Here is a 23,833-nt window from a genome sequence, read left to right on the forward strand (position 1 = left end):
GTCAGTCCTCCACCGCTTCGCTCTTGCCGAGCTCGGCCTTGAGCGTGAAGCTGCCGGTGGTCGCGATCTGTTCGCGGCCGGTGAGCCCGGAGCGGACGATCACGGTCTCGCCGGAGGCATCCCCCAGCTGGACCTGCGTCGCCTGGAAGCCCTTGGGCGTGCGCACGAACACGACGGACTTCCCCTCGTCGGTCTGAACGGCCGTGGTCGGTACGCGGACAGCGCCGCCGCCCCCACTGCCGGTCAGCTCCACGGTCGCGGTCACGGGCTCGCCTACGCGCCATGTGCCACCGCGATTGTCCAACGTCGCGATGGATGGCACGAGGCGGGTCTGGGGATCGAGCGCAGGCGACACGAAGGTGATCCGCGCCTTCGCCTGACGCCCCGCCGCCTTCACCGTCACCACATTGCCGGGCCGGATCCTGCCGGCATCCTCCGGCTTCAGGTTGAGAGCGAGCGAGACCTGGCCGAGATTGGCGATGCGGTAGAGTTCCGCATCGGCCGTGACCGTCTGGCCAAGGGTGACCGGGCGCGCGATGACCTGCCCGGAGATCGGCGCGGCGATGCCGAGGCGGTTCAGCCCCGCACCGCCCGCGCCGGCGGCCGACACCGTGCTCTGTGCCTGCGTCAGCGCGATCCGCGCCTCGATCGCGGCGGTCCGCGCAGCGATGAGATCCTGTTCGGGCGACACCTTCTGGGCGAAGAGCCGCTGCTCGCGCGCCAGATTGGAGTTGGCCAGCTGGAGACGCGCGCGCGCCGCCTGGACCTCTCCCTGGATCTGCGCCGCCTCACGGCTCTCGATCACGGCGATTGTCTGGCCGCGACCGACGGTCTGTCCAAGATTGCGCGTGAGGGAGACGACGCGTCCGGCGATGGCGGCCGAGACGACCTGCGTGCCCTGCGGATCACCCTCGATGATCGCCGGCAGCTCGATCGTGCCGGCGCCGCCGACAATCGGACGACCGATCTGGACGCCGGCGGCGGAGATCTGCTCCGAAGTCAGCGTGACGGCGTCCTTCGCAGCTCCAGCATCCCCGGCTGCGGCTGGTGCGCTGGACGCGGCTTCGTTCGTCGAGGCCTCGTTACCGACCTCCGCGCCGCCGCCGCAGCCGGAGAGGAGAAGGGCCGCGAACGCCGCACCCGCGAGATAGTAGGTCTTCATCACTGGTTCCCCCCATTGGGCGCAGGTGCGGTCAGCCGCTCCAGCTGCGCTCGGGCGTTCTGGTAGTTGGCGAGGGCATCGATCGCGGCGACGCGCGTGTCGGCCAGGGTGCGTTCCGCGTCGAGCAGCTCGAGCTGCCCGAACTTGCCTTCCCGGTAGCCGATGCGCGCGATGCGTGCGGCCTCCTGCGCGGCCGCGAGTGCGGGCCCGGAGGCCGCACGCGCGGTCGTCGCCGCGTTGGAGGCTTGCGCCTGCGCGTCGGTGATCGCCTGCTCCACATCGAGTGCGGTCACACGGCGGAGGGCGTCGGCCTGCGTGCGCTGCGCGGCGGCTTGTGCGATGGCGGCCCGGCCATTGTTGAAGAGGGGTATCGGGATCGACACCGCGAGAACGGCGGCCGTGTCGTTCGTCGCCTCCAGGCGACGCAGCGCCGGGCCGATGTTTATGTCCGGCACCCTGTTGGCGCGGGCGAGACGGACACCCGCGTCCGCGATGGTGAAGTCCGCATTAGCTGCAGCCAACGCCAGGGTACCGTCCGTGCGAACCGGCGCGGCCGGCCCGTAGACGCCCGCGGCAGGCAATCGATCCAGAAGGGTGGCATCCAGAGATCCGTCGATCGGCCTTCCGATGCGGCGAGCCAGATTGGTGCGGGCCGCTTCGGACAGGCGGGTCTGCCGTTCCACGTTCGCTTCGGCGTTGATCCGCGCGACATCGGCGCGCTGCTGCTCGAGCGGCGAAGCTCTCCCCGCCTGCACCCGGACGCTTGCGCCACGCAAGGCGTCCCCTGCGATGCGCGCCTGATCACGCGCCGTTGCGACGCGCCGTTCGGCGGCCACCGCTTCGACGTACAGCTGCGTAACCTGCAGTCTCACGTCCGCCGCGACGATCGCGGCCTGGATCTCGGCGCGGGACAGCTGCGCGCCGGCGACGGCCAGGCGCGCTCCTCGCTTCCCCCCGAGTTCGATCGGGATGGCGACCCCGATGGTCGACTCCGCGCTTCTCACTCCCTTGTACGGGCCGGATCCGCCGATGTTCTCGATCTGCCCCTGGAAGACGGGATTGGGACGGAGTCCCGCGACCGTGCGACCTGAACGGGCAGCCTCGACAGCGGCGCCTGCGGCATCGGCTGCAGGAGCGGAACCCCCGGCCGCGCTGACCGCCTGATCAAGCGTGTAGGTCGGCCCCACCTGCGCGATGGGCGCAGATGGTCCAACCTGCGCCTGCGCCAACGTGGCGCAAGACGCTGCGGCCAGCATGGCCGCGATAATGCGATGCATGAAGATGACACTCCTGACGATGAACGACGGGCGCGCTTCCGCACGCGCCCCGATCGGTCGTCAGGCTTGTGGTGGCCTCAGGTGGATCTGGCCTTGCCGGCCAGCGAGCAGGAGCAATCCACCGGGGAAAGGCCGCGACTCGATCTGAGCGAGCGAAACTGCGACCTGTGGCCTCGCCGGCTGCCCGATCTCGTGACCGTGGCAGGAGCTGTGATGGTGGGGATAGCCCTTGTCGGAGTCCGACGGCACCTCATCGCCATCGCCCGCGGCATGTACGCTGAGCTCGTAGCCCGCGATGCTGCCACCCGCCACGTCGGCGGCATGAGCCATGCCTGAGAAACCGGTGAGTGCCAGCATCAGGAAGGTCAGGAAGGGCAGCACGATCCGCACGACACTGGAGCGCCTAGCATGCGCGGGCTCCGCTGTCATCTCGATAACTCCGCCTGGGCGACGACGATGTCGGATCGGGAGACCGAGGCTTCGACCCCGGCCAACGCCGAGCACCGGAGATAAGCGAGGTTGATCGCGAAGCCCCGTCGTCCATCCCCTCGCGAAGGGGCGGCCGGACGGACGTCAGCCCCCCCATGGCGGCGGAGCTCATCGGCGTCTCGAACGTCCCAGATGCCCATCAAAAGCGACGACGACCTAGAGGCGTCCACGTGAATGAGCGCGCCGTTCGCGCCACCTCGCTGAAGACGTCGACAACGACGATCGCTCGCCTGCCGACGAAGCGCGCCACCATCTCGGCCTTGAGCATCACGCGACGCTCCAGCGTCGCCATGGTCCGTACAAGCCGCCGTTCGAAGAGCGAGCCCGGTCCCGCGATCCTGTCGCCAAGGTCTGGAACAAGCGTCGTATGCCAAAATCGCCTCGATTCGTGCGTCCGACATCCCATATGAACCCTCATGTCGATAGAGGGTCAAGGGGTGTCATGAGGATAGGTGAGATCTCGAGGAAGACCGGTTTGAAGGTCGAGACGGTGCGCTTCTACGAAGCGGAGGGACTGATCGGTCCGCCTCTTCGAAGCGGTTCGAACTACCGGGTGTACGACCGGAGTCACCTCGATCGGCTGTCCTTCATCAAGCGATCGCGGGATCTGGGATTCACGCTCGATCAGGTGAGGGAGCTTCTGAAGCTCGCCAACGATCCGCGGGGATCGTGCAGCGAGGTCGACGCCATCATCGAACGTCATCTGGTCGAGATCGATCGCAAGCTCGCCGATCTCGCAACGCTACGCGATGAGGTATACCGTCGCGGCGGAGCGTGCACCGCGTCCACGATCGCCGACTGCAAGGTCATCGACGCGCTCTCCTCGCACGGATCGAAGGCAAGCTCCCGATCATAGCACGGATCTCGTCGACCCACGGCGTGCCCCGGATCATCCGGGTGAACAATGGACCAAAGTCCATCCCGAAGGCACTTGGCCGCAGGCCCGTGAGAATGGCGTTGCTTGGCTTGCAGCCGGCCGGGCAAACCTATGGACGATGCCTTCGTCGAGTCGTCCAATGGCCGCCTGCGCGACGAGTGCCTGAAAACGCACTGGTCCGAGCCGCTGGAGCGCGCGCGGGGCAAATCGATGCCTTGTGGCGCGACGACGATGAAAGCCGTCCCCACACACCGCTTGGCTGGCTTACACCGGTCGAACATGGTGCTGCCGCGGCCAAGACCGCGGCCGAACGAACGCCGGAAACCTATCGGTGACTTCGATGAGAAAGCGGGGGACCGTCGTCACTCATCGAAGCCTCCATATCGCTCCTGCCACCGTCGACGGTCTCAAGGTGGGGCTTGAACAATTGGTCGACGACCAGCGGCACTCGCTGGCATGAAGTTCCCACATTGGCAAACCAACGCGAAAATAGCTGTGAAATCGCGGAGATCGCTCCACTTCGGCTCAGAAAGCTGCCTCGGCCTTGCCCAGTGGCGGTATCTCCAATCATTGACGAGAACGACCAGAGATCGGGCTGATGACCGCGCCAATCATTTTTGTCATGTGTTGGGTTACATTGATTTGCGCCAGCAGGACGCCTCTCGGCCGTCTTCTCAATAGGGTAGCTGTCGAGATCCCGGCCAAAGCGTTGAACCGCCTTGGGTCTGGACATGTGGCTCTGGTGGTGGTGGTGACCACATTGGTAGTCGTGCACCTTCATACCGAAGGCAGCGATCCAATCCGAATGGTGGCATTGGTTGCTCCAGACATAGTCGTGTGGCTTGCTAGCGTCGAAATCAGCGCCGTTTTTGAGGGTCTTGCCGCAGCGACGGCTGCAGCTGCGGCACTTAGTCGAGCAGGTCGACTGTCTTTTCTTATCGGCCTCCGTTCTCGCTGCTCTCGCTTTCTCAAAAGCAAGGCGAATGGCGGCAAAAAACGACGACCGCGTAAACGCAAGCCACCTGCGAACGACTATGAGGAGGGAGCGGCTTCGCGCAAGCGAGCCGAGCCGAAGCTCAGCGGCACGAGAAGGTCATCTTTGACCGTGCCATTTGAATTGAAGAACTGTACTTCTATGGAAACTTTAACTCGTGGCCCGCAGATCCAGCAGCTTACCGGCGAGTCAATCCATGCAAGTGAGGCAGCGCGCAACGCAGCAGGTCGAGATCGGCATCGTCTTCATCCCGCTCAGCGGCTACCTGCGCGCGGGGGAGACCAAGATCGAGTGGCCGCTGACTTGGCGGCGAAAAGGACCGGTCTGGAGCCTCAACAAGCGAAGATCTGCTGACGGGGAAGATTTCCCTCCCCCAACAAGATCTCCAAGCGGCTGGACCACATCCAGTTCAGGTACATTCCCGCGCTCAAGGCGTTCTTCTCCGACCTTCAGGGCAGGCTCAACGTCGTGGCAACGAAATCACTGAAGGGACCTTGAAGGATCCAGCTGGCACCGACCAGAACCAGGCAGGAACGGCCTGTTTGCCTCGCGATGGCAGGATGGCGGGCTAATGTTGCCTTACTGGCCATAGCTGAGGCAGAACTGTCAGATGTCCGATCCCAATCCGCCCACGCCGGAGGAGCTAGCGTTCCTAACAGACCAGGAGCTGCTCACCGAATGGATGAAGACCAGGTGGGATGAGGGTGACGCGAGGATGGAGGTGCTCGCCACGGAGATCGAGCGGCGCGGGCTGGATTTCTGACCGCCTGGATCACGCCACAGCGAACGAGCCTTACCTCACGATGAAGATCACCTACTGCCGGCAGAACCCCAAGGCGTCGATCTGCGAGCGCGAGCAGCCACACCCGCCGGAGGTCGGCTCATACGTTGAGCTCGCCGGCATCTTCCACCAGGTTCGCCGAGTCGAACACGTCGCCAGCGAGGCGATCGCGTACGTGATGCCTGATTGACAAGCGGTGTGACGCACGCGCCGCCGATTCCCAGCTTTCAGTTTTCGTCATCCGGCAGGATGAAGGCGGTCGACCGTGAGCGCGTCAGTTCCTGCACCGTGCGCTTTGTCTCGACCACCGCAGTGTAGACCGACGCCATTTCCAGGTGCCGCAGCTTGGCGCGCTCATCCGTCGCCCGCCTGGCATTCGCCTGCGCTGCGATCACCCGTCGCTGGTAGTAGTGGATGGAGTGCTGATCGAGCACGACGGTTCCTAACGAGCTGACGCTGAAGACGGAAGGTGCGGGGTGCCGCTACGAGCAGGCAACTGCCACATCCCCGGCGCAAGCGCGACGAAGATGGCTGCGCCAGCCGTGTTCGTGAGGTCAACTGGCGCAGCCTGCCGGTTGTCTATACCGACACTGATGGTTTAGCCGTCGCGTATTAAGACTTCGTGTAGGCAGATCGCCGGCGCCATCGACAAGATCGAAATTAGATCGTCGGCGAAGGTCGATTGTTAAGATTCACTCCGTACCTCCCCGCAGCGTCATGGGAGATGCACGATGATCGCCTGGTTCAGAAATCACGCACCGATACGAACCAAGTTCAAGGTCATCGTCGCCTTCCAGGTGGCTGTCGCTGCCCTCAGCCTCGGATTGATCTACATGGCGGCGGTGTCACCGCCAGCGGAGGTGTGGGACATCATGCTGGGTGGCTGCGCGATGGCATCGCTGCCGGTGTTGCTGACGTGGTTCAGCGGCAAGCTGATCAGCGACCCGTATGTCGCCACGGTGGTGCGCATGGAGGCGCTGACGACCGGCGATCTCGACAGCCCGATCCAGTTCACCGATCACCGCGACTGTGTCGGCCGCATGACACGGGCCATGCAGGTGTTCCGGCAGAACGCCGAGACGATCCGCGAGGCAGAAGCGGCTTCCGATCTGATGGTGCGTGCATTGGGCGCTGGCCTCACTCGCCTTGCCGGCGGTGATCTGTCGCTACGGCTCGAGACGCCCTTCGCACCGCATTACGAGAGCCTGCGATGCGACTTCAACGCGGCGCTCGAGGCGGTCGCCGCCACGCTGTCGACGGTCACCACGGTTGCAAGCGGGATTAACAACGGTGCCGGTGACATCCGCCAAGCCTCGGACGACCTGTCGCGTCGCACCGAGCAGCAGGCGGCAGCACTTGAGGAGACGGCCGCTGCGATGGAGGAGATCACCTCCACCGTTCGCCAAACCGCCGACGGAGCGGCGCGCGCCAACGCGCTGGTGTCGCAGGCGCAGAGCGAGGCGGAAGCGTCCGGCGAGGTCGTGCAGCGTGCCGTAGCCGCCATGGAGGGTATTGAGCGCACCTCAAGCGAGATCTCCGAGATCATCAGCGTCATCGACGGCATCGCCTTCCAGACCAACCTGCTCGCGCTCAATGCCGGCGTCGAGGCGGCTCGCGCGGGTGACGCTGGCAAGGGCTTCGCTGTCGTGGCCTCCGAGGTGCGCGCCCTCGCGCAGCGTTCGGCCGATGCCGCCAAGGACGTGAAGACGCGCATCACCGCCTCGACCGAGCAGGTTGAGGTTGGCGCCAAGCTGGTGAGTGCCACCGGGAGCGCGCTCCACGGCATCATCGACCGTGTCGGTGAGATCAGCGGGATCGTGTCCGAGATCGCCGGATCCGCCGAGCGTCAGGCGATCGGGCTCAAGGAGGTCAGCACGGCTATCTCGGAGATGGACGGTGTGACGCAGCAGAATGCCGCCATGGTCGAAGAAGCGACCGCGGCCACCCGCACGCTGGCGTCGGAAGCCGAAGAGCTCGCCCAGGAGGTTGCTAGGTTCAAGTTGGCGGCGGCCGAGCCTGCGCCTGCGGTCCCCGCCCGTGCTGCTATGCAGCCGGTCCATCAGCTGCAGGAGCGTGCCGCCCAGGCAGGCCGGCAGGCAGCGCAGGCGGTGCGGCGACAGGTTCGTGGCGGCGCAGCCGCTGCCGTGGCCGTCGATGATGATTGGTCATCGTTCTAAGCGGCGGTGACAATGGACAGCAGCGATGATGCGGCACGCTGGGAGTGCCTGTCGCTCGACCTTGCCGAGCTTCTGCAGGCCATCAGGAGGCTGGAATGTATCGCCCAGGAGTGTGGCGCGGATCATAGCAACGTGACCGCCATCTCGGCGGCGTTGACGCCGCGAGACCAACGGCCATCGCCTCTGCCCTCAGCCGATCCCATGTCAGGCAAGTAGCCACGCCAGCGCCTTCCCACGTCAGTAAGGAACTCCGCATTCACGATTTCGACAGCTCGTATGATCTGACCGCGCGCGAGCGACCTGGACACGACGAAGGTGATGAGTCGTTCTGCGACGCGGCGGTCCAACAGCCGCTGCCGGAAGAGTGACGCCGACGCCTGCAATTGAATCTGCATGTCGCGGATGGTGATGCGGACCAGGCTCGAGGCAGGATCGACGTCGAAGAAGAAGCTCGCAACCATGATGGTGCGGTGACATCATCCTTGCCGTGGATCGTTGATCTACGTCCACGAAGGGGTGCGACTGCCCATGGCGTCGAACGTTTACCTGCTTGTACGACAAACAGGTGATTGACGATGCCGAGCCACCAGGGTGGGTCGCTGCTGGCCGTTGGAAATCATGTGTTTGGTGACACTCAGCGGGCGCGTCCCGGCTGACCCGCTTTTCGCCAGCGAGCAGGAAGCTGCCTCGCTCGTTCCGGCTTGGAGAGCCATCCAAGCGGCAAAGGGCTTTCAATCGATCCACGGTCTGTCGCCAGCGCCTCACGCGTGGATGCATGGAAACGGTGACGGCACGGTCGTGTCCGGCCTCGAACGTCGTTCAACTCATAAGCCGGGCGATCAGCCGATGCTTGCGGAACAGAGGACTCATCCTGTCGTGCGCGATCCCGCAAGCGCCAGCTTATACGCTGCCTCACCGACAAACGCTCGCATGGCCGGACGGGTAAGCCTCACGGTTTGCCCCTCTGACAAGCATGCCGCAAACGATGGCGTCAGACCTTCGATCGCTGCTGTGTCCGCCCGACTGAATGGCTTGGCCATTAATAGCGCATGAGCGCCTGCTGGGTTCTCTCGCACAACACAATCGCCAAACGCTCGCGAAGGCCTGTAGGTCGATGGCAGCCCTGTGATGTCGCCGTCGAACTCGCTTGCAAGGTCGACCGGGGGTGCGTTTGTCACGGCCGTCGGGACAGGAGCCCCGTGGCCAAAGTCACGCCGGTAAAGCGCTGGGTAGAGCGCATAGCGGAAAGCCTCCGGCTGCATCCTCATCTCAAGTTTCCCGCCGAATCGACGCGCCGCTGCGTTGAGGCAGGTAAGATCCGCTGCCTTCATGCTGGCGTCGAAGAAGCCCGAGCTGTTCGGCACAGTGCGCACAAAGGCGGCCACGGCGGCCCGGCGCCCCTTCTGAGCCACCACGCAGTCGGCGAACTCGGCGAGGTAGGGTTCTGTCTGCGAGGGTTTGGTCGTCTGTGCGTATGCCGACTGGGTCAGCCCGATGCCGGTAACCGCTATCAGCGAGATCGAAGCGACGGCATTGATCCTCATCGTAACCTCTCCCGCGCCGTCGACTTGTATGTCCACGAAGCGGAAGCCATCCTGCCATATAGGATGGGCTTCGTCGAGGAATCCGCCGGTCTGCAGCGAGCCTTGAAGTTGGCGACGTTAGGCTGGCAAACCGTCCGTTTGGGACCCAGATGTGGACGTTGACGGCGGCTTGAGCGCCGCCCGGAAGCTGACGTTCGTATATGTGGGAATCGTCCGGCAACCGTAAGCCGTTGATTGCCAGTCCGCGTCGGAGGCGGCGACCGCCTGAAGGCGACGAAGCCTCGCTGAAGTGGACTTGCGCCTCCCGCAACGAGATCAGCGGGCCACCCGGCGTATTTCCTCTACCAGCAACGGTGACAGCTCGTACGCTTCGAGAGTGGCGTCCTTCAGCCAGACACGCGCCTCCGCGATCGTCATGTCCTTGTTGACCGCGGCATCGTTGAGAATAGCTGCGGCGACACGCGACAATCCGAGGCCCATGAAGCTGATCATCGACCTGTCGGAGGCACCGACCTCAAGATAGAGAGATATCGGGGGGACCGAGCCGGCCATCTCCGACAAGCCGATCTCATCCATAACCTGTAGAAGCACGGCGCAGTAGCACGACATCAGACGGACCACCTCGAACCGGATCACCTTCTCTATCGTTTCGAGCGTGTTGCGGATCACCGCCCGCGAGCTTTTCTTTTTGTCGTAGTTGATAGCGTTGTCGATGATCTTCGGGAGCGGGTCGCCGCTCATCCAGAACACCGCCATTAGGGCATGGTACCGGTGCGATCCGTGGCTCTCCGGAAGCCCCAGCAGGTGCGTGTGGCAAAGCCTCAGCAACGACGCGTAGGAGGTGTATGCTGCGCTGTCGCGCGGATGCGCGGGGATCAGCGCGCGCACGCTAGCCTTGTCCCTACCCGCTCTGGCGAGAAGCGCCGCGTGAAGCGCCTGCTGCCGGTGCGGTGACAGATTCGGACTCTGGCGCACGACTTCAACGGGCAGAGTCAGCACTTCGACCGCCTCGTCGAGTGCGGCCTGGACTCGTTCGGCTGACGCCGACGGCACGCCCGCCGCGGTCAGCCGCGACAGGGTGGTTGGCAGCTCGCCGCGCGAATGATCGTCCAGGAGCCGGACGAACAGGGTCTCGAGGTCGCCGTCTGACTTCCTGTCGTCATTATCGTCGTACGCAATCGTCGCGACGAGATCCTCCAGCCGCTGCGTAACACCGTCCTGCAGGGCCGGCACGATCTCGCTGTCCCTCTCGTGATCGAGTGGCTTAGCCTTCCACTCATCATAGTCGATCAGGAAGATGTTGCCCTGGAACTCGCGGCGGAGCCGGCCAGCGCGACCCGCAAGGTTCCAAAAGTCGGTACCCTCCAGAGGCCTCTGCCTCCCCTTCTCCGGCCTACACATGAAAACGTTGCGGGCCGGCAGGTTCACACCCTGAAGAAGCGTACTGGTGCACACCAGAAAGTCGATCGCACCATCCGCGAAGGCATCCTCCACCGCCTGCCGGACCTGCGTTGGCATGTTGGAGTAGTGGAAGCCAACACCTCCGCGCACCGCCGCTGCCAGGACGTAAGAAGGGTGCACCGACTGGTCGACGAGCTGCGCAAGCGCCTCGCGCCGCGGCGTCGTTTCCCGGTCCGCAAACAGGTCGGCTAGCTGGATGGCTAGGTCCTCCGCCTCGGCGGCGCCGTTCGCATAGACGATAGTTGGCGCGCCCTTGCCGAGAGCGGCCGATATTTGGACGAGGCGCTCCTTCTTCGACGCGATCGTCTGTCCGATCACAAACTCGCCGACGAGCGCCTCTTCGCCGCCCGGCTCGATGCTTGAGACAGAGAATTCACCTTGACGCGACGAGGTCACGCGCACGATCAGGAAGTTCTGCGCAACTGTCGGCTCAGTCGACGGAAGCGTCTCCACGCTATCAAGGCCGAAGGTGCGGCCAAACACGTCCAGGTTGCGGATGCCTGGGCTGGCGAAAAGCAGCTGCGCATCCGCGCGCCGGCGAAGCAGGTCGTCCACAACCCACTGCAGCAGGATGCCGCGACCCTGGTCGGCGATACTGTGGGCCTCGTCGACGATGACGATCTCGGCGCTCATGTCTGCATGCGCTGCTAGCATCAGCTGGGTCCGCTCCTGCGTCATCACGAATATTGCACGCTTCGGCAGCGGCTGATCTTCGTCGAGCGGCACGGTGAGGATCTCCGGCGCCGCCTCCGTGCCGCGAAACAAGTCAGCCAGATCGCGCGCGACCTGCGCGATCAATGCACGGGTCGGCACGAGGTAGACGACGGTGCGCTCCTCCGCTTCTTCGAACACGCGGGCGAGATGGCCCTGGAGTATGAAGGATTTTCCGGCGGACGTTGGCGCAGCGACGGCGATGCTGCGCCCTTCGCCAAGTTTGCTCCAAAGGTCGTGCTGGAAGCTCGTCAGCAACGCGGGGCGATCCCGCAGCAGGACTCGGCGGCGGTCCGAGAGGGCCATCTCCTCGATTGCGAGATCCAGCGGAAGGTCCGCGGCGGCACGACCGACGTCCTCGCGCGTCTCCAACGCCGGAAAGTTGCCCAGCCGAGCCAACACCACCCGCAGCGCCTGCTGCATGGGCAGCGTCTTCGCGCCCACCACTTCGTAGGTCATGGTCGCCGAGCGGTATGCCTGGCGCCGGTGCATCGGATCATTCGAACAGGCTAGGATTGCGGAGGCCTGCATCAGGCGGACTGCCTCCTCCATCGTCACCTCGGGGTCGATCGGCCTTCCCAGCTCGCGTGCGAGCCACGTCCGATGCGCGAGCGCAGCCGCATCATGGAAGCGGCTGTTCCCCCAAATCTGATCGGCCAGTTCCTGCATCGGTCCACGCCCCCTTCGTACCGCGGGTCTACTTCTTGCCGGCGCTCTTCTTCGGTGCCTTTCCAATGGCCGGATGCTTCCAACCGATCTTGTCCTGGAATAAGTTGCGCAGCGTCGCCACCGACGGAACCGGCATGATGAACATCTCTACCTCCTGATGCTCCATGCCCTTGGCCTTGAGCGCTTTGGCGATCTTCGGAGCAGTCTCCTCCAGCTTCGCGAGAGCCAGCCGGCGAAACTCCTCCTCCGCATCCATCTCGCATGCCAGCGCGGCCGCGAAAGCGTCGAAATCAAAGGCGACGAGGCAGGAGATGACGTCGTGGCGGTTTGCGTATCCCGATCCATAAGGATCGAGGAAGTCGAGCATCGCCTTCTTGGCGTCCGGGGTGAGGCCGGACAGGTCGAGGTGACGCTTCACAAGCGTGATCTCGTGCTTGATCTTCTTGTCGTCTAGGGACTCGGCAATCGACTTCGCCGCTTCTTTTAAGGCTTGGTCGAGGTCGCCGTAGAGCTTAGACTCACCCCAATATATGTAGAGCCGCCCCGTGACTGCGCAGTATCGTACATGCACTCCGTCCGCGCCATGCACCGGCATCTCGGTGTTCGTCTTCAGCGACATCTTCGCAACGATCTGGGGGGCCTCGAGAAGCCACTCAGTCAGTAGATAAAGGATGAGCTCGCCGGCCTCGCCGTTGCGGTTTGTCGCAACATGAGCGCGTTTGAACAGATCGAATGCCTCCTGACGAAGCACCTCGAACATCTCCGTGAATTCCTCCGCCGAGACCTTCCCGTATCGTTCATTAAGCTCCGCGACCTGCTGACGGGGCAGGCAGAAGTTGACGATGTACGTCGAGACAGTGTCCACCAGCTCCGACACCATCGGCTTGCGCTGCCGGAACGCAGGATAGTGGAGACGGAGCGTCAGCGCCTTACACTCGGTCTCCACGGTATGATCTACCCCCTTCAGCCGCGCTGACAGCTTCGACAGATCACGCTGCAGCGACGCCAGCGCATCCTCGAGGGCCCCGATTAAGGGTGCAGCCGGAACGGCTGGGGTATCGGTCAAGGGAGCGCAAGCTCGCAGGGCACGATCGTCATGCTGTCGGTATGCTCACTTGTCGTCGGCGCTCACACATGTTCAAACTCGCTTGCTATGCTCGGGCGCGGCACGCCGTCAATCGAACGAACCTAGCAGGCAACTCCGCGACCGGGGCACAGGAACGATAATGCCGGACAAGGTATACAAGTACAAACCGTTCGGCGTAAATACCCTGCGGGCGATAACCGAGGCAGAAGTCTTCTACGCTAAGCCGTCCACCTTCAACGATCCGCTCGACTGCGATCCAACGATCGACGTTGACATAGATCGCCGACACCTCGAGCGACTGCTCTATCGCATGATTGTCAAGCGGAAGAACGAGGATGAGGCCCGGAGCGAAATTGGGCGGCTACGCTACTATGCGTCCGAGCACGGTGACTACCGGACCGAGCCGGAGGTCGAAAGCTATCTGATGCGCACGCTCGCCAGCGCCATCAAGCGGGAGCTGGACCTAGAGTTCGGCGACCAAGGTGTCCTCTCGCTGTCCGCGACATGGAAGAGCGGGCTAATGTGGTCGCACTATGCCGACGAGCACCGGGGCATCTGCATTGAGTACGACACCCGCGACCAAGAGCACCCGCGCCTCCAAGCGGTGGACTACAAGGGGCCGCGCGCGATCAAGACGAGCGATCTGTACCGGTGGAAGGTTCGAGATGACGCGGCCGCAAAGGAACAGGTGTTCAGGACCTACTTCTACACCAAGTCGAACGAGTGGAAGTATGAGAAGGAGTGGCGGGACATTCGCGACCGCAACGGCGTGACCGACGCGCCCTTCTGCATCACCGCGATCCTGTTCGGACTCCGATGCAACGGGTCGGTCATCAAAAGTATCGTCAAGCTCCTCAACGATCATCCCCACATCAAAATTTGGCAGGTGCTTCCCAAAGACGAGGGATTCGGTTTGCGCCGGTATCTGGTCGATCGAGACGAGATTGATGCGATGGCGGTACAGGAGCCCAGCTTCCTCATGTTCAAGGACATCATTTGGGACGACCTGGACGATCTGGAGGAGCTCGGTCCTGTCGCCGAGATCGCTGTGTCTGAGGCGGATCCGGTATCCTGAACCTCCTCAATGGCCCTTCAATCCGGGCTGAGCTTCGCCGGTGCCGTTCCGGTCAGGACTTATCTTTAAGCGACGAGACAGCGGCTGCCATACCTCGCACGCGTTCACGGTCGTTCTCGGAACGTTGCGGCATCACGGACATCAGAACCTTAAGGAACCTGATTGGGGCGAAGGTCCATTCTCTCCGGGCGATGGACGGCAGCATTTGCCACGTGTGGATGCTCACGAATGGTGGTTGCCTGTTGTCGACACCGCGCGTTTAAGGCGTGGAGTTTTAGGACGGGATTGTGCGCTTCGGTATGACGCAGGCGCCGGCGTTCACAGAACGGTCGTTTGGGGAGCATGGGTTGTTCGGCGTTCTCGGTTACGCGCACGTCAGCACCGGAGATCGGGACATCGCCGGAAGGCGGTTGCGGTGGAGGCGGCCAGTTCGGTTCGGGTGTTCACTGACGCTCTGCCCGCCAGGAGCGTGGAGCACCTTCGGTTTGCCGGACTGTTGGGCTTTGCTCGCGAGGACGACACGCCGGCGATCGTGCGGCTCCACCGGCTGTGCCGCTCGCTTTGGCGAGCTGCTCACCGCCGTCCAGATGCGATGCGAGCGCGGGATATCGCTCCTCAGCCTGAAGGAGTCGATCGACACCTCGCGCGCGGTCGGCAAACTGATTTTCCACTTGTCCGGTGCCATGATCCATTTCGGGCGACGGCTGACCTCCGAACGCACCTTCGACGGCGTCGCCGCGGCACGGACCCAGGGTAAGCCGCCTGCATACCGGCCGGGGAAGAAGACGAGGCCAGCGCGGCGCCCAAGCTGGTGGCGGCCAGCGCGCCATCCGCAGAGGCTGCGCGGCAGCTCGAGCTCGGCAGTGTCGACCATGTACCGAAAGATGAAGCGGCCCATCGCGCGGTCCGCGTAGGACCCACTCGCTATGCAACCTGGCAACCCCGTCGCTCTGAGCGAGCGTGAGAAGGAAGTGCTGCGCCTGCTCCTGGTCGGCCACGACGCGAAGTCCATCGCCCGCACGCTTGATCTGTCGGTGCACACGGTCAACGATCGGCTGCGGGAGGCCCGCCGTAAGCTGGGCGTGTCGAGCAGCCGCGAGGCCGCTCGACGCCTAGCGGACATGGATGGGACCCGACCCAATTTCGTCGTACACAAGGAATTCGGGCATGCGGAGGCCCCGTCGTATCCGGAGAGAACCGACCACCCAGCCGTGCCGCGACCCACGCAGCATCGCCTGGCATGGTTTACCGGAGGAATGCTCATGATGTCCCTTGTCATCGCAGTCGTTGCGCTCTCGACGTTGGTCGGTGGTCCGAACAGCGCGCAGGCGCCCGCCTCGAGCGCGCAATCGGTTTCGCCTCCTGCCGAGACCGAGGCGTCATCCGCAGCACGCAGATGGGTCGAGATGCTCGATGCCGGCCAGTGGGATGCCAGCTGGCAAGCGGCCGCCGAGGTGTTCAAGCGCTCCATCACCTCGACGCAGTGGCAGGCGAAAAGCCAGTCCGTGCGCACCCCGCTTGGGCACGTTTCATTACGCGTCCTGCAAAGCGCGGTGAAGACCACGACCCTGCCCGGCGTTCCGGCAGGGGATTACGAGGTGCTACAATTCCAAACTCGGTTCGCCACGAAGCCCGACGGACTGGAGACCGTGGTGCTCTCCAAGGAAGATGGAAGCTGGCGGGTCAGCGGATACTTCATCCGCTGATCGCGCAGTCCCCGCGATCGTCACAGGCAGTTGCCCGTGGTGCAGACTGCGACCACAGCCAAGAACGGCAGCGTTGGCACGGCGGCTATCACATAAACGACCGCCACCACCGCCGGCGCCGTATCGCTCCACTTCGATGTTCGGAAGGCCGCGATGCTCGCCAGACCGAGTCCTATCAACACCGCCGCCCAGATCCAATCAGATGCCGGTGTTCGTGGAGTCGTATGAGCGATGGTTATCAAGGCGACTGGAGGGAGCAGCAATAAGATCGCCAGGATTCTGAGAGTCGCGCACATGGTCTCAGCATGATCGGCTATCTCAATGCCCGCTAGTGGCGCGAGCGCTTTCCAACAAGCGGTCGAGCCCCTGGCCGGCGCAGCGGATGAGGGCAAAGCAGGAGCTGCGAAAAAGACACGCGAGGCCGGTGCTGGCGGCTAAGGGAGCGCTGGGCTGCTGGAGGAGCTGCACGCAGGCCTCTTCCGCCACGAGGCGTGTCGCGCATCGGCCCGCCCCCGCATCATAGCCTTGCACCGAAGTCCGACCGTCGCCCGCGCTCGGCGTGCAGATCATGACCGGCCTTCCTACCCGCGCATGGCCCAGCCTATCGCCAGCAGGGCGCAGGCGCTCCGCCGCGGTCACGCAAGTGGCCTGGCCGCCGCCGCGCCCCTGTCGCTAAGCGATCAAGGCATACGGCGGCGATCGGTGGGCGACGACTAGCGCACGCGCGTCTCCACGAGACCGGAATTGCCCGTCTTCGAGTTGACTGCGTATACGACCAGTCGGACGTCACGCACGTTCGGCATCGTTACCGTGCCCGCGTAGGTTCCCGGCGCCGCCTTGAACGTCAAAGGCGTCACCGACAAACGCCGCCTTCCGGACAAAAGCATCGCCTTGACCGAGTAGTCGCTCGCGTCCCAGCGTCCGCCAGGAGTGATCGGGCACCCGCACATGAGCTCGACCTTCGCAGTGACGGTGAGCGCATCCCCCTTGCGCTCGCTCTGAGGGGTTATGGCCAACCCAGGGAGCTCGACCATCCAACCGTTGCCGGTGGCGATCGCCTCGCCCGGGACGATCCAGCGCTGCGACCTTACGTGGATGGCGGACCCCGGTCTGGCAAGCGGGCCCTCCACGTCCAGGTCGACGAGGGTCGGTTCATCGATGTCCAGATCCGCCCGGAACGCCGCCGCATCGTCATCGGCGATGGTCCGCGACCTACCGGCCGCATCCATGATGCGTTCGGTGCTGCCGGTTCCACCCGAGGTGACACCGCGAGACAGCACCTTCCCGGTCCTCGCGTCAGTCAAGGTTATCCGGGCTCCGCCGGTGTGGTCCCCGACGAACTTGCCGTCCTGGCTCAGCACCCGTACGACCACGCTCGTAGTCTCGGCCGCCACCGGCGTGGCAAGCGCCAGCGTCGCGACCAACAACGATACTACTGTTCTCATCTTGATAGCTCCTGTGTTCCGCCGCAACCAGCATCGCGCCGTGCTCGAACTTAGAAGATGCCCGAGCACGGCGCGATCGATCAGCGCCAGGCTTGGCGCGCAGATGATTCGAAGATCACGCCAAGCTGAAAGGACATGATCAGGATGGCGCATGAGGAGAGAAGGGTCGAGTCGAACCAGATCGGGTCATGGAAAGCGAAGGTTCCTTTGAACATCTTCATCCAACCGCCATTGAAATTCTGCATCATGGCGACACCCAGACCGAGTACGGCGATCGCCATCGACGTGTACCTGAGCAGGAACCGGTTCGCGTACGGAACCATCAGTATGGCGACTCCCAGGAGCCCGATGGCCGAGCGCTGAACACGGCAGAACGGACAGGCATACGTCGCCTGCGTGAGATCCAGCGTCCATGTGAAGAGGCTGATCGCGATGGAGACCAGCCCGGCCACGAGCAGGAAGCGGCGGGTGGCGATGTAGGCGAACGTCGGCTCGCTATTTCGAATGCTGAACATGATTGCTCCTCGACCACAGCCCACGACTCCGCATCGACACGTCGAAGTTCGTCGACGAGGTGTCGCAAAGGGACGGCGGGCTGCCATGGATGCCCACGGCCGATGACTTCGCGGCCGCAGGTACGCTTCAGAAGCGGCTTGACGCCGCTCAGGCGTGGAGCGGCGGCCCCCTCAGCGGAGGTCGGAGGCGTCGCGACTCGGCCAGTGCGCCGAGAGGAACCCAGAAGATCGAGATGGCGATGATGAAGGCGATCGCGGCCGCCAGCAGGCAGGGATCCACCGCCGATCCGTACGCACTGCGCAAAGCCGTGAACGCACATGCGCCGGATGGCCTGGCGACGTCGTCGCTCACCGAGCCCCGCTGGCGGAACTCCGGAACGGAGACCGGAAGCACCTGAGGACCACCGGGAGTGCAAACGGCGAGCCTCACCTCGCCTCCGGCCACATCGGGCGCATACCCTCCGGGCACGACCAGACGCATCGCGAGCGTAAGTGCGATCAGCAGCACCGCGAGGCAACCTCGCGCGAGAAGATGCTGTCGGATGACGGCCATGGCGCGGTCATACCGAGGCCGCTCCACCGAGTCACGATGATTGACGGCGGAAACCAGGCGATCGAAGCCGATCCGACACCGGCGGTTGGACGATGACGGGCTCTTGCCCGCGGCCCCCTCTCCGCGCATTGCACCCGGGCAAGGCCACCTCGCGGGATCCGTGGCCGTTGTCCGCTTCGATCACCTCGATCAGCTGGTCTCACCATGGGAGTTCATCATTCATGGCGACCGCCTTCGGCCGACGTCAGGCGATGCAGGCGGGAGCCCTGATGGCAGGTGGCTACATCGTCGGGCAGGTACTTCGCAGGAACGCCCCGATCGGCCGGGATGTCGGACCGGCGGCAAGCTCGATCGACTTCGAGGAGGGATCGCCGATCGATGGGCCGATCGGCGCATCCCTGCGGCTCGTGGTGTTCTCCGACTACCGCTGCCCCGCGTGCCGACGCGCATACCCCGCCCAGGCGGAGGCTGTGCGTGGCGATGGCGACGTGCTGGTCGTCCACAAGGAGTGGCCGATCTTCGGCGCAGCGTCCGAGAAGGCGGCCTCCCTGGCTCTCTCCTGCGTCGAGCAGGGCATCTACTCCGCCGTGCACCGCCGCCTGATGACGGACGGCCGAGCGATAGGAGACGGCATGCTGCGCGAGATAGTCACCTCCGAGGGCGGCGATTGGAAGCGCGCCACCTCGTGGATGGCCACGCACGACAGGTCCACCGCCGCGCAGCTTCGAGCCAATGCCCGTCAGGCTTTCGCCATCGGCTTGACCGGCACCCCCGGCTTCCTCGCGGGTTCTCTGCTGGTCATGGGGGCCATCGAAGTCGTCGACTTCAAGCGCCTTTTCTCCCGCGCGCGTGCTCACACGGAAGTCTGATCCAAGTCCGCCGAACGATGGACGACCGCCTCGCACGACACCGCCGTCAGCAGAACGCGGTGATCCGTTCGGACACGCACTGCTGACGAGACCGAGCCTGCCAACCGCGTCCATCCCGCCGTGAAAACCGTCGGCGTCGCCCAGGGGCCGGTCGTCCTTGGCGGCAAGCACCACGTCCATTCTCCTTCTACCGGCGTATGACTCGCCTGGAATGCCTGTCGCCCGGAGGCGGATCGGGTTAGCTCGCCATCATGAGAAGCACCGGGAACGAAGTGCACGTGAACCGCAGGGTTCGTCTTCTGGAGGGCGTGCGGTCCGATGAAACAGAGGCCGGAGACACGTTGGAAGGCTCCGAACGGACGGTCCTGCTCGGCTCGCCGGGCATGGGGAAGTCCACCCTCCTCCGCCAGTGCGCGGCTCGGACAGGTGGGACGTTCCTCACCGCCCGGGAGCTCGCGACCAGAACCAGGCCAGTCGCGGAACCGGTCTACATCGACGCACTCGACGAATACCGGGCGTCGGGCTCGGGTCGCGACAAGATCCACGCCATCGCACAGGCGATGGAGAGGCTGGGCGTGGAGAGATGGCGCCTCTCCTGCCGAGAGGAGGATTGGCGCGCCGCGGACGCGAAGGTGCTGGATGCGAATGTCGTGGCGACGCTGCTGGCGCTCGGGGATGTGGAAGCGGCGCGCATCCTCGAGGCGCACGGAGTCGACGATCCGGCCGCGTTCATCCATCGCGCCAAGTCGCTCGGCGGCGAGCCGTTCCTGGGAAATCCACTGCTTCTACTGCTTCTCCACTCCACGGTGGCAGGAAGCGGGGATTGGCGCGAAGGCACGTGGCCAAGCAGCCGCTTCGAGCTATACACGCGCGCCACCCTCCTCATGGCGGCCGAGTACAACGACGAGCGATTGGCTGCACGACCCGATCGTCCGGGGCCGTCCGCCATCATCGACGCGTCGGGACGAACCTTCGCGCTGACGATCATGTCCGACGTGGACGGACTACCGCATCGAGGTCTCAGCCGCGCGGATGCCGTGGGCGTGGACGAACTTCTCGCAGCGGGGATCGACACCGCGGCCCTCGATGCCGCGCTCGATAGCGGTCTGTGGCAGCGCACGGGAGATGGCTGGGTCCCGACCCACCGCACCATCGCCGAGTTCCTCGGCGGGAAGGCGCTGGCCGATGCCGTCAACGGGGCGGGCCGGGTCGCTCTGCCGTTGAATCGCATCGTAGCGCTGATCAACGGGGACTCTGACCATCCACCCACGCCTCTTCGCGGCCTCCACGCCTGGCTGGTAACACACCTCTCCAACTCGCGTCGGTCCGTCACCGAAGCCACTCGCCTCGTACGCAGCCATCCGGAGAATGTGCTGTTCTATGGGGACGCCGCGGCATTGTCCCCTTGGGATCGTCAGCACGTCCTTGATCAGGTCGGGCGTCGCGACCGATGGTTCATGCGGCTCGACCATTCCGCTTCAACCCTGGCAGGTCTCGTCTCACCGGATCTCGAGGACGGATTGGCGAACCTGCTCGTCGATGCGTCCGAGACCGTGCACCGCAGAACTCTCGTGGCCGAGGCTCTACGCGTCGCGCCGCTCGCCCCCCTGCTGCCGCTGCTCGCGAAGATCACCCTCGACCCCAGGGAGCAGAAGCCGCTCCGACGTCGAGCCGCCGAAGCCTTCATGAGCGGCCATCCGGACGGGATCGCCGCGGCGACCCTGCTACTGGGCGGTCTGGCGCGACACCATGACGAGACCTCCTTCGCCATCAGCATGTCGGCAGGTGCGAAGCTGGTACCGGACGGGATGTCGATCTCCGCCCTGCGAGACCTGCTGCGGTCGATCCCGGCGGCTGACGGCACCATGCTGGGGTATACGCAACCACTGAGAAACGCACTTCGCCGTTGGCCTACGCCGCGCCTGTTCGATGCCGGGAAGCTCTTCACGACCACGCAGGTGGCCTCATCCGACCGCCTCGCCGAAGCTCGCGCCGTACGCGACGTTGCGCTGGAGGCCGCCATCCTCTCCGCTCGGACGTTGAGCGCGGAGCGGCTCGTGCGCTGGATAGAAAACGCACACTCCGCCGACGAGCACGTGCTTGCGAGAACCATCGTCGAAGCCGTGAGAGCATGGCTGAATGCTGAGCCGCGGAGATCGGCCGAACTCCTCGACGTTCTGGCAGAGTGGGAGCCGCGAACCGTCGTGGAACGGCATCGTCGCCTGACAGGTGACGCACCCGGCCTCGCGGCGACGCGGCATCTGGTTTCCCGCGTGTGTCGGACGGCGCCGCCAGATCACGAGCTGGTCTGCCTGGCGGTAGAGCTCACCACCACGATCCGCGACCCCCGCGCGTACTGGCGCCTCTACAGGCACGTCGACCGGCATCGCCCGGCTCGTCCGCTTGATCAGCTCACCCGCAGTCCCTGGTCATCCCTCCGACGCGATGTCGCGATGCGACGCGCCGAGGATTCTTCGAAGATGAAGGAGACCCTCGCCAGCAACGCCGTCTTCGTTGACCGGGTCCTGACGAGCGGCACGCCGGCTGAGCTCACGCAGACCCTCGACTGGGCCGCGCGACGCTACCTCGAGCGGGGCGGTGGGTGGAACAAGCTGGAGGCACTCGTAGGCACCGCGCAGGCACACGGGATTGAACGATGCTGGGACAACCTGCTGCGACGGCCGCCGCTGGACCTTCATGCGCTCACCCTGCTCGACCCCCGTGACATCGCCGATGGAACATCAGCGTACATGGCGGCTCTCGCCAGGGCTCTCGAGACAGGAACCGATATCCACATCGACGAGCCAAGCGCCATCCTCGCCCTCAACTACGCGCACATGACCACGGAAAGGTACGCCGCGGAGAGGATCACCGCGCTGGCCGTCGCGGCTCTCAACACCGCTCGCGGGCGCCGCATGCTTGGGGGGCTATGGTACACCGAGCTGGTGGAAGGACGTGGACTGCTTCTCGCATCGCACACGCGCGGTCCGGCCTGGATCGAAGTCGCAGCCCCAGTCGCCGCGGCGCTCCTCGACGCCTGGCCGAAGATCGACGGCGTCGCGCTGGAACAACTGCTTGCGATCCTCGTCGGCCATCATGACGAAAGTCTGATCCTCAGGATCGCCGAGCGGGCGCTCGCCACTCCGGAACAGAAGCCCGCGAGCAGGGAGGCGTGGGCACACGTCGCCTTCAGCCTATCGCCCGCCGATCACGCCGGCGTCTTCCTGACCGATCTCGTCGGCGCTGCGGGTGCTGGGCGATTCGTAGACGATCTCGGTGCGTTCAGGGAAATCGGATCGCTCGATCCGATGCGAGCCGTGAAGCGGGACGAACTCTTCGTCGCAGGCGTCGGCTGCACATGTCCTCCCCCCTCGCCCGCCGCGATGACGCCGGGCTCACCCGGCGAGTTGGTGGCCGACGCGATCGCGAGGCTCAGATCTTCGCCGACGCAAGCCGCCAGCGACGCTTTCGGACGCCTGATCGCGAACTCCGCGCTCAAGGAGTGGCACGACCTCCTGGCGCATCACGGCCGGGTTCAGGCGGGTCTGCTCAGGGACATCAACTTCAAGGCGCCGTCGCCCATGGCGCTCGCGCGTGCTCTGAACGCCGGCCAGCCGGCGAATGCCGCGGACCTCCTCGCTGTGATCGTGAACGAGATCGACAGGATCGCCGCGGAGCTGAGAGGCGGGGACCTCGCCTCACCTCGTCAATTCTGGAACTCGCCTGGTCATCCGAATTGCAGTCCTCGGACCGAGAACGACTGCAGAGATCACATCGCGCAGCGCCTCCGCGACCGCCTGGAGCGATACGGTCTGCCAGTGACACGGCTCACCACCGAGAGTCGCCACGTCGCGGACCGCCGCGCGGACTTGCGCGTGGAAGGTGACGCCGGATCGATCGTGCCCATCGAGGTGAAAAGACATTGGAACCGCGAACTCTGGAGCGCGATCGACGGACAGTTGGAGGACTACGCCGCTCACCCCGAGGCCAGCGGAGCGGGGCTGTACCTCGTGCTGTGGTTCGGTAGGGCCGCGGGACGGAACCTCCCGACGGGCGGACCGAAGGAGTTGCACATCGAGGATGCCGCCGGTCTCGAAGCCGCCCTCAGATCGACTCTGTCGCCCGAGCAGGCGGTTCGTCTCGAAGTCCGGGTGCTCGACGTTCAGCTACGGCCGCCTCGATCGGCGTCGAAGAGGGTGAGCAGCTCGGCGTCCTCATAGGCCGGCGACCCGGCATCGGGTCCGGCAGCATCGCCGCGTCGGACCACAGCGTTTCGCCAACAGCCTCGTCGAAAGCGAACCCGGAAAGGTTGGCCTGTTCGACGAGCACCGACCGCCCGCTGCGCTGTCGGGGTTTCCTGGCGCCGTTCCCGATCAGGAGGTCTCCGGCTCGACTTGGTGACTGCGCCATCTGAAGGCGGTCCCAGTTCCCGATCGATGCG

The 23,833-nt window shown here is 64.7% G+C and carries 23 protein-coding genes; 11 read left to right on the top strand and 12 right to left on the bottom strand.

The window, feature by feature from the left end; translation table 11 throughout:
- Window position 1: 1 nt before the first annotated feature.
- From KZ813_RS16770 to KZ813_RS16785, 4 genes are all read right to left on the bottom strand, one after another.
- Complete coding sequence (locus KZ813_RS16770; protein WP_219756138.1) at window positions 2-1,162, bottom strand: efflux RND transporter periplasmic adaptor subunit; 1,161 nt, start codon at window positions 1,160-1,162, stop codon at window positions 2-4.
- Window positions 1,162-2,439: a TolC family protein gene (locus KZ813_RS16775; protein WP_219756139.1), complete on the bottom strand. Its 1,278-nt coding sequence runs from the start codon at window positions 2,437-2,439 to the stop codon at window positions 1,162-1,164. The genes KZ813_RS16770 and KZ813_RS16775 overlap by 1 nt, the downstream gene beginning before the upstream one ends.
- Before the next feature lie 60 nt (window positions 2,440-2,499).
- On the bottom strand, window positions 2,500-2,829 hold the full coding sequence (locus KZ813_RS16780) for a hypothetical protein (protein WP_308461922.1): 330 nt from the start codon (window positions 2,827-2,829) through the stop codon (window positions 2,500-2,502).
- Window positions 2,830-3,067: 238 nt separating this feature from the next.
- Window positions 3,068-3,220 (bottom strand): hypothetical protein, encoded by a 153-nt coding sequence (locus KZ813_RS16785; protein ID WP_219756140.1) that lies wholly within the window; start codon window positions 3,218-3,220, stop codon window positions 3,068-3,070.
- 183 nt (window positions 3,221-3,403) lie between these two features.
- Here KZ813_RS16785 and KZ813_RS16790 point away from each other — a divergent pair, with 183 nt between their 5' ends.
- The 5 genes from KZ813_RS16790 to KZ813_RS16810 all read left to right on the top strand — a co-directional run bounded on the left by KZ813_RS16790 (window position 3,404) and on the right by KZ813_RS16810 (window position 5,770).
- Window positions 3,404-3,784: a MerR family transcriptional regulator gene (locus KZ813_RS16790; protein WP_308461923.1), complete on the top strand. Its 381-nt coding sequence runs from the start codon at window positions 3,404-3,406 to the stop codon at window positions 3,782-3,784.
- 105 nt (window positions 3,785-3,889) lie between these two features.
- Window positions 3,890-4,228 (top strand): integrase core domain-containing protein, encoded by a 339-nt coding sequence (locus tag KZ813_RS20505; RefSeq protein ID WP_373369290.1) that lies wholly within the window; start codon window positions 3,890-3,892, stop codon window positions 4,226-4,228.
- Window positions 4,229-4,403: 175 nt separating this feature from the next.
- Window positions 4,404-5,153 carry a hypothetical protein gene (locus tag KZ813_RS16800; RefSeq protein ID WP_219756143.1) on the top strand — a complete coding sequence of 250 codons (750 nt, stop codon included), beginning with the start codon at window positions 4,404-4,406 and terminating at the stop codon, window positions 5,151-5,153.
- A gap of 256 nt (window positions 5,154-5,409) precedes the next feature.
- Window positions 5,410-5,562, top strand: a complete 153-nt coding sequence (locus KZ813_RS16805) for a hypothetical protein (RefSeq protein ID WP_219756144.1) — start codon at window positions 5,410-5,412, stop codon at window positions 5,560-5,562.
- A gap of 40 nt (window positions 5,563-5,602) precedes the next feature.
- Window positions 5,603-5,770 carry a hypothetical protein gene (locus KZ813_RS16810; RefSeq protein ID WP_219756145.1) on the top strand — a complete coding sequence of 56 codons (168 nt, stop codon included), beginning with the start codon at window positions 5,603-5,605 and terminating at the stop codon, window positions 5,768-5,770.
- A 37-nt stretch (window positions 5,771-5,807) separates the two neighbouring features.
- Here the strand turns inward: KZ813_RS16810 and KZ813_RS16815 are convergent, their stop codons facing one another.
- Complete coding sequence (locus tag KZ813_RS16815; RefSeq protein ID WP_219756146.1) at window positions 5,808-6,014, bottom strand: hypothetical protein; 207 nt, start codon at window positions 6,012-6,014, stop codon at window positions 5,808-5,810.
- A gap of 297 nt (window positions 6,015-6,311) precedes the next feature.
- Between KZ813_RS16815 and KZ813_RS16820 the strand changes: the two genes are divergently transcribed.
- A complete protein-coding gene (locus tag KZ813_RS16820) occupies window positions 6,312-7,757 on the top strand; it encodes a methyl-accepting chemotaxis protein (protein WP_219756147.1) in 1,446 nt (481 codons plus the stop codon).
- Between the two features lie 122 nt (window positions 7,758-7,879).
- Here the strand turns inward: KZ813_RS16820 and KZ813_RS16825 are convergent, their stop codons facing one another.
- The 4 genes from KZ813_RS16825 to KZ813_RS16840 all read right to left on the bottom strand — a co-directional run bounded on the left by KZ813_RS16825 (window position 7,880) and on the right by KZ813_RS16840 (window position 13,208).
- A complete protein-coding gene (locus KZ813_RS16825) occupies window positions 7,880-8,218 on the bottom strand; it encodes a hypothetical protein (RefSeq protein WP_219756148.1) in 339 nt (112 codons plus the stop codon).
- A gap of 405 nt (window positions 8,219-8,623) precedes the next feature.
- Window positions 8,624-9,301, bottom strand: coding sequence for a hypothetical protein (locus tag KZ813_RS16830; RefSeq protein WP_219756149.1), 678 nt, complete (start codon window positions 9,299-9,301; stop codon window positions 8,624-8,626).
- A 315-nt stretch (window positions 9,302-9,616) separates the two neighbouring features.
- Window positions 9,617-12,142 (bottom strand): DEAD/DEAH box helicase, encoded by a 2,526-nt coding sequence (locus KZ813_RS16835; protein ID WP_219756150.1) that lies wholly within the window; start codon window positions 12,140-12,142, stop codon window positions 9,617-9,619.
- Window positions 12,143-12,170: 28 nt separating this feature from the next.
- Window positions 12,171-13,208, bottom strand: a complete 1,038-nt coding sequence (locus KZ813_RS16840; RefSeq protein WP_219756151.1) for a HamA C-terminal domain-containing protein — start codon at window positions 13,206-13,208, stop codon at window positions 12,171-12,173.
- Between the two features lie 160 nt (window positions 13,209-13,368).
- On the opposite strand from KZ813_RS16840, the gene KZ813_RS16845 reads away from it, so the two are divergent.
- The 3 genes from KZ813_RS16845 to KZ813_RS16855 all read left to right on the top strand — a co-directional run bounded on the left by KZ813_RS16845 (window position 13,369) and on the right by KZ813_RS16855 (window position 16,010).
- Window positions 13,369-14,304, top strand: a complete 936-nt coding sequence (locus KZ813_RS16845; protein ID WP_219756152.1) for a DUF2971 domain-containing protein — start codon at window positions 13,369-13,371, stop codon at window positions 14,302-14,304.
- Window positions 14,305-14,891: 587 nt separating this feature from the next.
- On the top strand, window positions 14,892-15,218 hold the full coding sequence (locus KZ813_RS20425; RefSeq protein WP_308461924.1) for a recombinase family protein: 327 nt from the start codon (window positions 14,892-14,894) through the stop codon (window positions 15,216-15,218).
- Window positions 15,219-15,230: 12 nt separating this feature from the next.
- A complete protein-coding gene (locus KZ813_RS16855; protein ID WP_219756153.1) occupies window positions 15,231-16,010 on the top strand; it encodes a helix-turn-helix domain-containing protein in 780 nt (259 codons plus the stop codon).
- Between the two features lie 713 nt (window positions 16,011-16,723).
- On the opposite strand, the gene KZ813_RS16860 is transcribed toward KZ813_RS16855, so the two are convergent.
- From KZ813_RS16860 to KZ813_RS16870, 3 genes are all read right to left on the bottom strand, one after another.
- The gene (locus KZ813_RS16860; RefSeq protein ID WP_219756154.1) at window positions 16,724-17,434 is read right to left on the bottom strand and encodes a hypothetical protein; all 711 of its coding nucleotides are present in this window, start codon (window positions 17,432-17,434) and stop codon (window positions 16,724-16,726) included.
- A 101-nt stretch (window positions 17,435-17,535) separates the two neighbouring features.
- The gene (locus KZ813_RS16865; protein WP_219756155.1) at window positions 17,536-17,970 is read right to left on the bottom strand and encodes a hypothetical protein; all 435 of its coding nucleotides are present in this window, start codon (window positions 17,968-17,970) and stop codon (window positions 17,536-17,538) included.
- A gap of 148 nt (window positions 17,971-18,118) precedes the next feature.
- Window positions 18,119-18,523: a hypothetical protein gene (locus tag KZ813_RS16870; RefSeq protein WP_219756156.1), complete on the bottom strand. Its 405-nt coding sequence runs from the start codon at window positions 18,521-18,523 to the stop codon at window positions 18,119-18,121.
- Between the two features lie 221 nt (window positions 18,524-18,744).
- On the opposite strand from KZ813_RS16870, the gene KZ813_RS16875 reads away from it, so the two are divergent.
- Both KZ813_RS16875 and KZ813_RS16880 read left to right on the top strand, forming a co-directional pair.
- The gene (locus KZ813_RS16875; RefSeq protein WP_219756157.1) at window positions 18,745-19,392 is read left to right on the top strand and encodes a DsbA family protein; all 648 of its coding nucleotides are present in this window, start codon (window positions 18,745-18,747) and stop codon (window positions 19,390-19,392) included.
- A 251-nt stretch (window positions 19,393-19,643) separates the two neighbouring features.
- On the top strand, window positions 19,644-23,612 hold the full coding sequence (locus KZ813_RS16880; RefSeq protein ID WP_219756158.1) for a DUF8371 domain-containing protein: 3,969 nt from the start codon (window positions 19,644-19,646) through the stop codon (window positions 23,610-23,612).
- Window positions 23,613-23,833: the final 221 nt, after the last annotated feature.

Source organism: Sphingomonas folli, assembly GCF_019429525.1.
GTDB classification, from domain to species: domain Bacteria; phylum Pseudomonadota; class Alphaproteobacteria; order Sphingomonadales; family Sphingomonadaceae; genus Sphingomonas; species Sphingomonas folii.

Excerpts from the sequence above, each read along its gene's own strand:
- KZ813_RS16770 (WP_219756138.1), bottom strand. The coding sequence starts at position 1,162 with ATGAAGACCTACTATCTCGCGGGTGCGGCGTTCGCGGCCCTTCTCCTC.
- KZ813_RS16775 (WP_219756139.1), bottom strand. The coding sequence starts at position 2,439 with ATGCATCGCATTATCGCGGCCATGCTGGCCGCAGCGTCTTGCGCCACG.
- KZ813_RS16785 (WP_219756140.1), bottom strand. The coding sequence starts at position 3,220 with ATGGCGACGCTGGAGCGTCGCGTGATGCTCAAGGCCGAGATGGTGGCG.
- KZ813_RS16800 (WP_219756143.1), top strand. The coding sequence starts at position 4,404 with ATGACCGCGCCAATCATTTTTGTCATGTGTTGGGTTACATTGATTTGC.
- KZ813_RS16805 (WP_219756144.1), top strand. The coding sequence starts at position 5,410 with ATGTCCGATCCCAATCCGCCCACGCCGGAGGAGCTAGCGTTCCTAACA.
- KZ813_RS16810 (WP_219756145.1), top strand. The coding sequence starts at position 5,603 with ATGAAGATCACCTACTGCCGGCAGAACCCCAAGGCGTCGATCTGCGAG.
- KZ813_RS16820 (WP_219756147.1), top strand. The coding sequence starts at position 6,312 with ATGATCGCCTGGTTCAGAAATCACGCACCGATACGAACCAAGTTCAAG.
- KZ813_RS16825 (WP_219756148.1), bottom strand. The coding sequence starts at position 8,218 with ATGGTTGCGAGCTTCTTCTTCGACGTCGATCCTGCCTCGAGCCTGGTC.
- KZ813_RS16830 (WP_219756149.1), bottom strand. The coding sequence starts at position 9,301 with ATGAGGATCAATGCCGTCGCTTCGATCTCGCTGATAGCGGTTACCGGC.
- KZ813_RS16835 (WP_219756150.1), bottom strand. The coding sequence starts at position 12,142 with ATGCAGGAACTGGCCGATCAGATTTGGGGGAACAGCCGCTTCCATGAT.
- KZ813_RS16845 (WP_219756152.1), top strand. The coding sequence starts at position 13,369 with ATGCCGGACAAGGTATACAAGTACAAACCGTTCGGCGTAAATACCCTG.
- KZ813_RS20425 (WP_308461924.1), top strand. The coding sequence starts at position 14,892 with ATGCGATGCGAGCGCGGGATATCGCTCCTCAGCCTGAAGGAGTCGATC.
- KZ813_RS16855 (WP_219756153.1), top strand. The coding sequence starts at position 15,231 with ATGCAACCTGGCAACCCCGTCGCTCTGAGCGAGCGTGAGAAGGAAGTG.
- KZ813_RS16865 (WP_219756155.1), bottom strand. The coding sequence starts at position 17,970 with ATGTTCAGCATTCGAAATAGCGAGCCGACGTTCGCCTACATCGCCACC.
- KZ813_RS16870 (WP_219756156.1), bottom strand. The coding sequence starts at position 18,523 with ATGGCCGTCATCCGACAGCATCTTCTCGCGCGAGGTTGCCTCGCGGTG.
- KZ813_RS16875 (WP_219756157.1), top strand. The coding sequence starts at position 18,745 with ATGGCGACCGCCTTCGGCCGACGTCAGGCGATGCAGGCGGGAGCCCTG.
- KZ813_RS16880 (WP_219756158.1), top strand. The coding sequence starts at position 19,644 with ATGAGAAGCACCGGGAACGAAGTGCACGTGAACCGCAGGGTTCGTCTT.